This window comes from Rathayibacter sp. AY1C5, from assembly GCF_002931705.1.
In the GTDB taxonomy this organism is placed as follows: Bacteria; Actinomycetota; Actinomycetes; order Actinomycetales; family Microbacteriaceae; genus Rathayibacter.
In genome coordinates this window covers 42,540-52,001 of record NZ_PSWD01000023.1, presented here as the reverse complement: position 1 = coordinate 52,001, position 9,462 = coordinate 42,540, and the positions used below count along the sequence as shown (strand labels likewise).

Here is a 9,462-nt window from a genome sequence, read left to right as displayed (position 1 = left end):
GAGGAGAGCGCCGACGACGACGACCCCGCGCGCCGACGCCGTGCGGGCGGGAGGGGGACGACCATCAAGCCTCGCACGCCCGCACGGCGTCGGCGCGCGGGGTCGTCGTCGTCGGCGCTCTCCTCGGGTCCGGACCGGCTCGACCGCCCTGTCGAAGGCTCCTCCGTCCGGGTCAGCGGCTGGTCCGTCCACTCTGCCGCTGCACACTCCTACGGCTCCGTGCTCCACCCGCCCCGCACGGGCGAGCCGGGTTCCTCGCTCCTCCTGCTCCGCACGGGCGAGCCGCACTCCGCCCGCCTCGCCGTCACCTCAGCGAGGCCCGACCGCCCGGCCGCGGTCGTCTCCGTCCGAGCCCAGGCGAGCGCACGGCGGCGTCGGCCGGGCGCATCGCGAGGGGCGGCCGCGACCGAGGGTCGGGCCGCCCCCTCTCGACGGCCCCGGAGTCCGCGCCTCAGACCGTGGTCACGACGCGCAGAGTGCGTAGACGCTGAGGGTCAGCGTGCCGTTGACGGCGTAGGCGGACCCGGTGACGGTCCATGTACCGGATCCGACCGGAGCGCTCGTGGAGACCTCCGACTTGTAGGGGCTGCTGCCGTCGACCTCGGTCCAGGAGAAACCGCCTCCGATGACATTCGGCGTCGCGCCGGTGCAGGTGGCGGAGAGTGTCTGCACGTTGTTCGCGTAGATTCCAGTCCTGGTCGCGGTGACTGTGGCGTATGTGGCGCCTCCGCCCGCGGGTCCGGCGGGTCCGGCCGCTCCATCCGCTCCGGGAGGCCCTGCGGGCCCGGTCTCTCCGTCCATTCCGGTGGCTCCGATCTCTCCGATCGGCCCGGGGGCTCCGTCTGCTCCGGGGAGCCCGGGGGCTCCGTCTGCTCCGGGGAGGCCGGGGGCTCCGTCTGCTCCGGGGAGGCCGGGGGCTCCGTCTGCTCCGGGGAGGCCGGCGGCTCCGTCCGCTCCCGTCGCGCCGATCTCTCCGTCCGCTCCGGCGGGACCAGGCGCCCCGTCCGCCCCGTCCGCTCCCGGAGAACCGATCGGCCCCACTGCTCCGGCAGGACCCGTAGAGCCCACCGCGCCCGTGGCGCCGGTCCTGCCGACCTGTCCCACTGCTCCGGGAACGCCCGCCGGCCCCGTCTTGCCGACCGGTCCCTGCAGGTTCCAGCTGGCCGTGGTGGCGCCCTTCGGGCACGTCGGCGAGGTCGTGCCGACCTTGAAGAGGAGGCCCTGCTGCAGGCATCCGTAGTAGGCGGGCGACGTCGTCGTCGCAGCGGATGCCGCGGCGCTCCCGCCGGCGACGACCGCCAAGGCGACGGCGACGGCGATTCCGGCGTTCTTCAGTCCACGCCGGCGGGACTTCTTCGAGGATTCGATCATGAACGAAAGGTAGGTCTCAGGCCGTGTCCGAGGGTGGACATGTCCGCAACAGGACACCGGTCCGCTGCTGAGGCGGACGACCTCCTGCTCCTGCCTGGTGCGGCTGACGTCCCGCCACTCGAGGCCCAGACGCACCGTCAGCGGTCGGCACGGCACGGCACGGGCGGCCTCACCGGAGGCGGCTCCTGGTCCGCGGCGCCGGCTACCACAGCGCCGCCCGCCCGTGCACGGGGTGGCCCCGGAGGCGCGGCTCGCCTGGGATGGAGGGGAGCGGCCCGATCCGGGTGCCGCGGACGGAGGAGCCATGCCCGACCAGTACACGTTCACGAACCCCGCCACCCAGTACCCGGACGTGACTCCGCCGGTCCAGCAGCAGCCCGAGCCCGGGCTGCAGTCGCGGATGACCCCGGTGCCGGACCTCGGCGAGGAGAGCTACCGCGGCACCGGCAGGCTCGCGGGCCGCCGCGCGCTCATCACGGGAGCCGACTCCGGGATCGGCGCAGCCGTGGCCATCGCCTTCGCCCGCGAGGGGGCCGACGTCGCCCTCGCCTACCTCCCGAGCGAGGAGGAGGACGCGCAGCACGTGATCGGGCTGATCCGCGCGGAGGGGCGCACCGCCGTGCCGATCCCCGGCGATCTCACGAGTGCCGAGTACTGCACGCGGCTCGTGGCGGAGGCGGTCGAGGGCCTCGGCGGGCTCGACGCGGTGGTCAACGTGGCCGGGAAGCAGATCTGGAAGGAGGACCTGCTCGACATCACCGACGAGCAGTTCGAGGCGACCTTCGCGGTCAACGTCTTCGCTCCGTTCCGGATCATCCGCGCGGCCCTCCCGCACCTGCCCGCGGGCGCCACCATCATCAACACGGCGTCGGCGGAGGCGCACAAGCCCGCCCCCGACCGCCTCGATTACGCGATGACGAAGGGCGCGATCAACAACCTCTCGAAGGGCCTCGCGCAGCAGCTCGCCGCGAAGGGCATCCGCGTGAACGTCGTGGCGCCCGGCCCGACGTGGACCGCCCTGCAGGTGAGCGGCGGCGTCGACCCCGAGAGCCTGCCCGACTTCGGCTCCAGCGAGTCGCCGATGGGCCGTGCCGCGCAGCCCGCCGAGCAGGCCCCGGCCTACGTGTTCCTGGCGTCCGCCGAGTCGAGCTTCGTCGCCGGCGAGACCCTCAACGTGAACGGCGGCATGGTCTCGCCCTGACCCGCCGCGCCGCCGCCGCTCGCTGCTGGGCCGCCGAGACGCCTTGGTCCTGCTCGAGACACGGGCTCGCGTCAACCCTCTCCCGAGCGGCGGGGGGCGCGAGGTGCCATGGAGGGACCACTACGAAGGAGCACCATGAGCACCACGACCGTCCTCCCCATCGAGACCTACTCCGACGAGCAGGGCTGGCACAACCGCATCGCCCACGCCCGGGTCCCGCTGAGCCACCACGAGTCGCGTCAGGAGGCGGAGGAGGTCGGCGAGGAGATCGCCGAGCAGCGCGGCGGGGAGCACGTCGTCCTCGGCTGACGGCCGGCGCGGGGCGCGGCATGCCGTGCCCGGCCGGGGACGCGTCCGGCCCGCAGGCGCCCGCTCCGCAGACGCCCCGTCCCGCGGGTGTAGCGCCCTCGACCCCGCCTGGTCAACCTTCTCGACCTCCCGGCCCCCTCCTCTCTAGCGTGGCCCGTCGTGCTCGCTCCCGAGCGCGCGACGAGAGGACGATATGGCCACCACGAGCGACGCCCCCGCGACCGGAGAGGCCGGCGGCACCTCCCTGCGCCGCCGCATCACCGGCCCGCTGCTCTACTTCTTCATCCTCGGCGACGTCCTCGGCGCGGGCATCTACGCCCTCATGGGCACGCTCTCGGCGGAGGTCGGCGGTGCCGTCTGGATGCCCCTCCTGCTCGCGCTCGGCCTCGCGCTGCTGACCGCCGGCTCCTACGCCGAGCTGGTGACGAAGTACCCGAAGGCGGGAGGCGCGGCGGTGTTCGCGCAGCGGGCGTTCAAGCGCCCGATCGTCTCGTTCCTGGTCGGCTTCGCCATGCTCGCGGCCGGAGTGACCAGCGCGGCCGGTCTGTCGCTCGCGTTCGCCGGCGACTACCTCGGCACCTTCCTCGACGTGCCGACCGTGCCGACGGCCATCGTCTTCCTGATCCTCGTCGCGTGCCTCAACGCGCGGGGCGTCGCGGAGTCGCTGCTCAGCAACACGGTGATGACCGTGATCGAGGTCGGCGGCCTGCTGATCGTGATCGGATGCGTCGCGCTGCTGGTGGCGGGCGGAGGCGGCGACCTCGCCCGCACGGTCGAGCTCAGCTCCGAGCAGGCGCCGGCGCTGGCGGTGCTCGGCGCGGCGATCATCGCGTACTACTCCTTCGTCGGCTTCGAGACCTCGGCCAACATCGCCGAGGAGATCCGCGACCCCAGCCGCGTCTACCCGCGCGCGCTGTTCGGCTCGCTGCTGACGGCCGGCGCGGTGTACGTCCTGGTCGGCCTCGCGAGCTCGATCGCGCTGCCCGCCGACGAGCTGTCCGGATCCTCCGCCCCGCTGCTCGACGTCGTGACGGCGAGCGGAGCCGGGGTGCCGGCATGGCTGTTCAGCCTGATCGCGCTCGTCGCGGTCGCCAACGGAGCGCTGCTGACCATGATCATGGCGAGCCGCGTCACCTACGGCATGGCGAAGGACGGCCTCCTCCCGGACGTGCTCGGCCTCGTGCTGCCGAAGCGCCGGACGCCGTGGGTGGCCATCGCGGTGACCACGCTGGCGGCGTGCCTCCTGACTCTGGTCGGCGATCTGGCGACCCTCGCCGAGACCGTGGTGCTGCTCCTCCTGCTGGTGTTCATCAGCACGAACGTCTCGGTGCTCGTGCTGCGGCGCGACAAGGTCGAGCACGACCACTTCCGCGTGTGGACGGCGATCCCCGTGCTCGGCGTCGCCTCGTGCGTGCTGCTCCTCAGCCAGCAGGACCCGATCGTCTGGCTCTACGCGGGGATCCTCCTCGTGGTCGGAGTCCTCGTGCACCTGGCGACCCGTCGTTCGTCCCGCCGCACCGCCTGATCCGCTGACGGTCCCGGCGGGGCCGCCGCTCCGCCGGACCGTCCCTCCCGACCGCCGCGCTCTCCCCGCGACCGGTCAAGCCCCTGGGCGGACGGCCGTCCGAGGCGTGGGATGGAGGGAACGGAAGGAGCACGAATGACCGACACACCCTCCCGCGAGGAGCTGCCGCTCCCCGACTGGAACGACATCCCGCTCGGCACGCTCGCGGAGCGCATCCGCCCGCTCGACGAGGCCGGCCTCGGCGTGCTGCTCGCCTACGAGGAGGCGCACGGGCACCGCCTGCCGGTGACGACGATCCTGCACTCGCGTCTCGAGCAGCTGCGCGGGGGAGCGGAGCCGGCAGGCAGCGTGCCGGAGTCGCTGCCCGAGGTGTCCCGCTCGTCGTCCGGATCGCCGGTCTCGCCGGCGACGTCCGGTCCGGCGATCAATCCGCCCTCGCACGGAGTGCCGACGAACCCGGCTCAGCCGCGCTGAGGGCGGCGGGCGGAGCCGCGGTCGCGGCGGCTCCGCCCCCGCCGCGCGCTGCCCAGGGCCTGCCCAGCGCGCACGGGCAGACTGTCCGGAGCCGATGACGGCGACCGGACGAGGGAGCAGTACCCGGAACGCGACAAGACTGACTCGTAGGAGCTGTCATGTCCTGGATCGTCCTCATCCTCTCCGGTGTCCTCGAGGCCGTGTGGGCCACCGCCCTCGGCAAGTCGGAGGGATTCACCCGGCTCGGCCCGTCGGTCGTCTTCGGCGTCGGCGTCGTCGCGAGCATGGCCGGCCTCGCCTACGCGATGCGCGAGCTGCCCACCGGCACCGCGTACGCGGTCTGGGTCGGGATCGGCGCTTCGCTGACCGTGCTCTACGGCATGTTCTTCGGCGGCGAGGGCTTCTCGCTCGTGCGCACGCTGCTGGTCCTCGGGATCGTCGGCTGCGTCGTCGGCCTGAAGCTCGTGCACTGAACCGAGGCCCCCGTCCTCTCCTCCGCGAGAGCCGCTCCCGTACGCGACACGCCGACGGAGGCGCACCGGACTGGCATCTCGCCGAGGGTCCGAGGCCGGTGGTTGCAGGACGCCGCGCGTTCCACCTAGGCTCGGCGCATCAGGGGAGAACGATCGTTCTACGGTTCTCCCCGCCCCCCCAAGGAGGACTCATGCCCACTCGTACCGCACGCACCGCCTGGAACGGCTCGCTCGAGACCGGCGAGGGCCAGGTCGAGCTCTCGAGCTCGAAGATCGGCACCTACGACGTCTCGTTCCCCAAGCGCGCCGCCGACGACGCCAACGGCTCGACCAGCCCCGAGGAGCTCCTCGCGGCCGCCCACTCCGCCTGCTACGCGATGCAGTTCTCGGCCGTCCTCGGCCAGGCCGGCGGCACCGTCGAGGCGCTCGACGTCCGCGCCGACGTCTCGCTCGGCCCGGACTCGGCCGGCGGATTCAAGCTCACCGGCATCAAGCTCATCGTGAGCGGCGAGGTCTCCGGCATCGACGAGGCCGCCTTCCTCAAGGCCGCCGACGAGGCCAAGGAGACCTGTCCCGTCAGCAAGGCGCTCACCGGAGTCGACATCACGCTCGACGCCACCTTCGAGGGCTGAGCCCCTCCGCACGTCACAAGCACCCCGTCGCGCATCGCGGCGGGGTGCTCGTGCGTCCGGCGCGGCCGCGGAGCGGCGTATCGAGACCCCCGCCCCCACCGGCCGCCCGGCGCCCCCTGTCGTCAGACCGCCGCCGGCGCGTAGCGGAAGCCGGCGCCGAGGTGCTCCTCCGGCAGCCGGTCGCCGCGGCCGTGCAGCTTCTGGCGGAGGCTCCCCTCGACGTACTCCTCCGGGTACGCACCGCGGCGGCGCAGCTCCGGCACGATGAACTCCACCACGTCCTCGAAGGTGCCGGGCGTGATCGCGTAGGCGAGGTTGAACCCGTCCACGTCGGTCTCCTCGACCCACTCCTGGAGGTGGTCGGCGACCTCCGCGGGCGAGCCGACGACGAACGGGCCGAGCCCGCCGATAACGCTGAGCTTGGCGATGTCGCGGACCTTCCACTCCGAGCCGTCCTCGTTCGCCTCCTGGAAGTTGGCGACGGCCGACTGGATCGCGTTGCTCTTCACGTTGCCGATCGGCTCGTCGAGGTCGTACTGCGACAGGTCGATGCCCATCCAGCCCGACATGAAGACCAGCGCCCCCTCCTCGCTCCCGTAGGAGAGGTAGTCGCGGTGCTTCTCGTGCGCGGCCTCGCTGGTCTCGGCGGTGATGATCGTCAGCAGCGTGTAGATCTTCGCGGAGTAGCGGTCGCGGCCGGCCGCCTCGAGGGCGTCGCGGATGCGCGAGACGGTCGCCTTCAGGCCGGCCTTCGTCGAGGACGCGACGAAGATCGCCTCCGCGTTGCCCGCCGCGAAGCGGATGCCGCGCGGCGACGCTCCCGCCTGGTAGATGACGGGGGTCCGCTGCACCGACGGCTCCGAGAGGTGGATGCCGGGGACGGTGAAGTTCTTGCCGCGGTGCCCGATCTCGTGCACCTTCGCCGGGTCGGTGAAGACGCCCGACTCGCGGTCGCGGACGACCGCGTCGTCCTCCCACGACCCCTCCCACAGCTTGTAGAGCACCTCGAGGTACTCGTCGGCGACGTCGTAGCGGTCGTCGTGCTCGAGCTGGTCCTCGTGGCCCATGTTGCGGGCGGCGCTGGGGAGGTAGCCGGTGACGACGTTCCAGCCCACGCGGCCCTTCGTCAGGTGGTCGAGCGTCGACATGCGCCGCGCGAACGGGTACGGATGCTCGTAGGCGGTGCCCGCGGTGATGCCGAAGCCGAGGTGCTCGGTCGCGGCGGCCATCGCCGAGACGAGGAGGATCGGGTCGTTGACGGGGACCTGCGCGCCGTGGCGGATCGCCGCCTCGTTCGAGCCGCCGTAGACGTCGTAGGTGCCGAGCACGTCGGCGATGAAGATGCCGTCGAACGTGCCGCGCTCGAGCAGCTTCGCCAGGTCGGTCCAGTACGAGAGGTCCTTGTAGCGCCAGGACTGGTCCTGGGGGTGGCGCCACATGCCCGAGGACTGATGGGCGACGCAGTTCATGTCGAAGGCGTTGAAGCGGATCTGGCGGGTCATGGAGTCGATAGTGCCCAGAAGAGCAGCGAACGGGTACCGAGCGCGACGCACGGCGTCACAATGCGACGCCCGTCGAGGCGCCCGGCAGGTCTGGGTGGTCGGCGACGTCCTCGACGAGCCGGCCGACCTCGAGGACCGCATCGGCAGCGCGACGATCGAGAGTCGGAACGGGTGATGCGCCGGGGCGCACCGCCCCCGTCCGCCGACCGGGCGGCTCCTCCTCCTACGCCAGCTCGCGCCCCAGGAAGCGCACGTGCTCGCCGATCTGGAACGCCTCGCCGCCCTCGTGGCCGTTGAAGGGGTAGACGCGGATCTCGCGGGGTCCGGCATAGCGGTTGTAGGAGGCGTAGACGGTGGACGGCGGGCAGATGTCGTCGCGGAGCGCGACTGAGAACAGCGCGGGGGACTGCGCGTAGGGGGCGAAGGAGGTGCCGTCGAAGTACGAGAGGGTGTCGAACACGCGCGCCTCGGCGCCGCGGTGGGTGTGCAGGTACTGCACGATCTCGCCGTACGGCATCGTGTCGACCAGCCGGACGGCGTGCGGGATGTGGGAGAGGAACGGCACGTCGACGATCGCGGCGCGCGCCGACTCCGACTCGCCGAGCAGGCCCAGGATCCCGGTGACGGCGAGAGCGATCTCGCCTCCCTGGCTGCCGCCCGAGACGGCCACGCGGGAGGCGTCGACCGCGGGGTGCGCGCGCAGCACGTCGAGCGCTCGGACGGCGTCGGTGAAGACGCGGCGGTAGAAGTGCTCCGCGGGCGACTCGATGCCCTGCGTCATGAAGCCGGAGACGTGCGGCCCGCTGCCCACCGGGTCGGGCGTCGCTCCGGAGCGGTGCCCGGACCCCTGGCCGCGGGTGTCCATGACCAGGTGCGCGTAGCCGGCGGCCGACATCGCGGTCCACTCCGCGAGCTGCCCGCGGCCGCCTCCGTAGCCGATGAAGGTCACGAGCCCGGGGAGGGGGCCCTCGACGCCGCGGGGGAGGATCAGCCACGCGCGGATCGGGTGGCCGCCGAAGCCGGAGTAGGTGACGTCGAAGGTGTCGAGCAGTCCGAAGCCGGCGTCGACCCGCTCGAGGCGCGGCTCGGTCGCGACGGCCCTCGCCTCGGCGATCGTGTCGCGCCAGAACTCGGCGAACCCGGCGGGCTCGGCGATCTCGGGGGCGTACTGCTCGAGGAGGTCGAGCGGGAGGTCGTACTGCGGCATCACGGACTCCTTCTCGGGCAGCGGCGCCCGAGGACCGAGGCTACTGGAGGCACGGGCCCACCTGGGTGCGGCGTGGGAGAACGCCGCAGAGCGGAATGCCGGGGCATCCTCCGCGTTCTCCTCAGCATGACGACGTACGGAATCATCGGAGCAGGCAACATCGGCAGCCAGGTCGCACGGGCGGTCATCGCCCTCGGGGACGAGGTGGTCATCGCGAACTCGCGCGGCCCCGAGACCCTCGCCGACCTCATCGCGGAGCTCGGCCCGAAGGCCCGCGCCGCCACGGCTCAGGAGGCGGCCGAGGCCGCCGAGATCGCCGTGGTGACGGTGCCGTTGAAGAACCTCGAGGAGGTGCCGGTCGCCCCGCTCGCCGGCAAGATCGTCCTCGACACGAACAACTACTACTTCGAGCGCGACGGCCGCATCGAGGCGCTCGACAAGGGCGAGACCACGACCAGCGAGATGCTCCAGCAGCACCTCCCGGAGTCGAAGGTCGTCAAGGCGTTCAACCACATCATGGCCGCCGACATCACCACCGACGGCACCCCGGTCGGCACGCCCGACCGCCGTGCCCTCGCGACGTCGAGCGACTACCCCGAGGCGATCCACTTCGTGACCGACCTCTACGACCGGATCGGCTTCGACACCGTCGCGATCACGCCGCTGAGCGAGTCGTGGCGCGTCGAGCGCGACCGCCCCGCCTACGTGGTGCGGCAGAACCGCGAGGAGCTCGAGGCCAACCTCGCGAAGGCTCCCCGCACGGTCTGA

General features: G+C 72.4%; 10 protein-coding genes and 1 riboswitch. Of the genes, 7 read left to right on the top strand and 3 right to left on the bottom strand.

Annotated elements, in window-relative coordinates; all coding sequences use genetic code 11:
- Positions 1-462: 462 nt before the first annotated feature.
- Positions 463-672, bottom strand: a complete 210-nt coding sequence (locus C5C57_RS18365) for a hypothetical protein (protein WP_146086531.1) — start codon at positions 670-672, stop codon at positions 463-465.
- 1,003 nt (positions 673-1,675) lie between these two features.
- On the opposite strand from C5C57_RS18365, the gene C5C57_RS14125 reads away from it, so the two are divergent.
- The 6 genes from C5C57_RS14125 (at position 1,676) to C5C57_RS14100 (ending at position 5,985) form a co-directional block, all read left to right on the top strand.
- Positions 1,676-2,572: an SDR family oxidoreductase gene (locus tag C5C57_RS14125; protein WP_104227027.1), complete on the top strand. Its 897-nt coding sequence runs from the start codon at positions 1,676-1,678 to the stop codon at positions 2,570-2,572.
- Between the two features lie 135 nt (positions 2,573-2,707).
- Positions 2,708-2,881 (top strand): DUF2188 domain-containing protein, encoded by a 174-nt coding sequence (locus tag C5C57_RS14120; protein WP_159940661.1) that lies wholly within the window; start codon positions 2,708-2,710, stop codon positions 2,879-2,881.
- A 193-nt stretch (positions 2,882-3,074) separates the two neighbouring features.
- Complete coding sequence (locus C5C57_RS14115) at positions 3,075-4,406, top strand: APC family permease (protein ID WP_104297754.1); 1,332 nt, start codon at positions 3,075-3,077, stop codon at positions 4,404-4,406.
- A 135-nt stretch (positions 4,407-4,541) separates the two neighbouring features.
- On the top strand, positions 4,542-4,880 hold the full coding sequence (locus C5C57_RS14110; protein ID WP_104227024.1) for a hypothetical protein: 339 nt from the start codon (positions 4,542-4,544) through the stop codon (positions 4,878-4,880).
- A gap of 85 nt (positions 4,881-4,965) precedes the next feature.
- Positions 4,966-5,029: riboswitch (guanidine-III (ykkC-III) riboswitch) on the top strand.
- A gap of 9 nt (positions 5,030-5,038) precedes the next feature.
- Positions 5,039-5,353 (top strand): multidrug efflux SMR transporter, encoded by a 315-nt coding sequence (locus C5C57_RS14105; RefSeq protein WP_104222377.1) that lies wholly within the window; start codon positions 5,039-5,041, stop codon positions 5,351-5,353.
- Positions 5,354-5,544: 191 nt separating this feature from the next.
- Positions 5,545-5,985 carry an OsmC family peroxiredoxin gene (locus tag C5C57_RS14100; RefSeq protein ID WP_104222378.1) on the top strand — a complete coding sequence of 147 codons (441 nt, stop codon included), beginning with the start codon at positions 5,545-5,547 and terminating at the stop codon, positions 5,983-5,985.
- Between the two features lie 122 nt (positions 5,986-6,107).
- On the opposite strand, the gene C5C57_RS14095 is transcribed toward C5C57_RS14100, so the two are convergent.
- Both C5C57_RS14095 and C5C57_RS14090 read right to left on the bottom strand, forming a co-directional pair.
- Positions 6,108-7,487, bottom strand: a complete 1,380-nt coding sequence (locus C5C57_RS14095) for an LLM class flavin-dependent oxidoreductase (RefSeq protein ID WP_104247810.1) — start codon at positions 7,485-7,487, stop codon at positions 6,108-6,110.
- A 223-nt stretch (positions 7,488-7,710) separates the two neighbouring features.
- Positions 7,711-8,694, bottom strand: a complete 984-nt coding sequence (locus C5C57_RS14090) for an acetylxylan esterase (RefSeq protein WP_104297753.1) — start codon at positions 8,692-8,694, stop codon at positions 7,711-7,713.
- 126 nt (positions 8,695-8,820) lie between these two features.
- Between C5C57_RS14090 and C5C57_RS14085 the strand changes: the two genes are divergently transcribed.
- The gene (locus C5C57_RS14085; protein WP_104222381.1) at positions 8,821-9,462 is read left to right on the top strand and encodes an NADPH-dependent F420 reductase; all 642 of its coding nucleotides are present in this window, start codon (positions 8,821-8,823) and stop codon (positions 9,460-9,462) included.

Bases quoted from the DNA above. Each gene is read 5' to 3' on its own strand.
- C5C57_RS14125 (WP_104227027.1), top strand. From the start codon at position 1,676: ATGCCCGACCAGTACACGTTCACGAACCCCGCCACCCAGTACCCGGAC.
- C5C57_RS14120 (WP_159940661.1), top strand. From the start codon at position 2,708: ATGAGCACCACGACCGTCCTCCCCATCGAGACCTACTCCGACGAGCAG.
- C5C57_RS14115 (WP_104297754.1), top strand. From the start codon at position 3,075: ATGGCCACCACGAGCGACGCCCCCGCGACCGGAGAGGCCGGCGGCACC.
- C5C57_RS14110 (WP_104227024.1), top strand. From the start codon at position 4,542: ATGACCGACACACCCTCCCGCGAGGAGCTGCCGCTCCCCGACTGGAAC.
- C5C57_RS14105 (WP_104222377.1), top strand. From the start codon at position 5,039: ATGTCCTGGATCGTCCTCATCCTCTCCGGTGTCCTCGAGGCCGTGTGG.
- C5C57_RS14100 (WP_104222378.1), top strand. From the start codon at position 5,545: ATGCCCACTCGTACCGCACGCACCGCCTGGAACGGCTCGCTCGAGACC.
- C5C57_RS14095 (WP_104247810.1), bottom strand. From the start codon at position 7,487: ATGACCCGCCAGATCCGCTTCAACGCCTTCGACATGAACTGCGTCGCC.
- C5C57_RS14090 (WP_104297753.1), bottom strand. From the start codon at position 8,694: ATGCCGCAGTACGACCTCCCGCTCGACCTCCTCGAGCAGTACGCCCCC.
- C5C57_RS14085 (WP_104222381.1), top strand. From the start codon at position 8,821: ATGACGACGTACGGAATCATCGGAGCAGGCAACATCGGCAGCCAGGTC.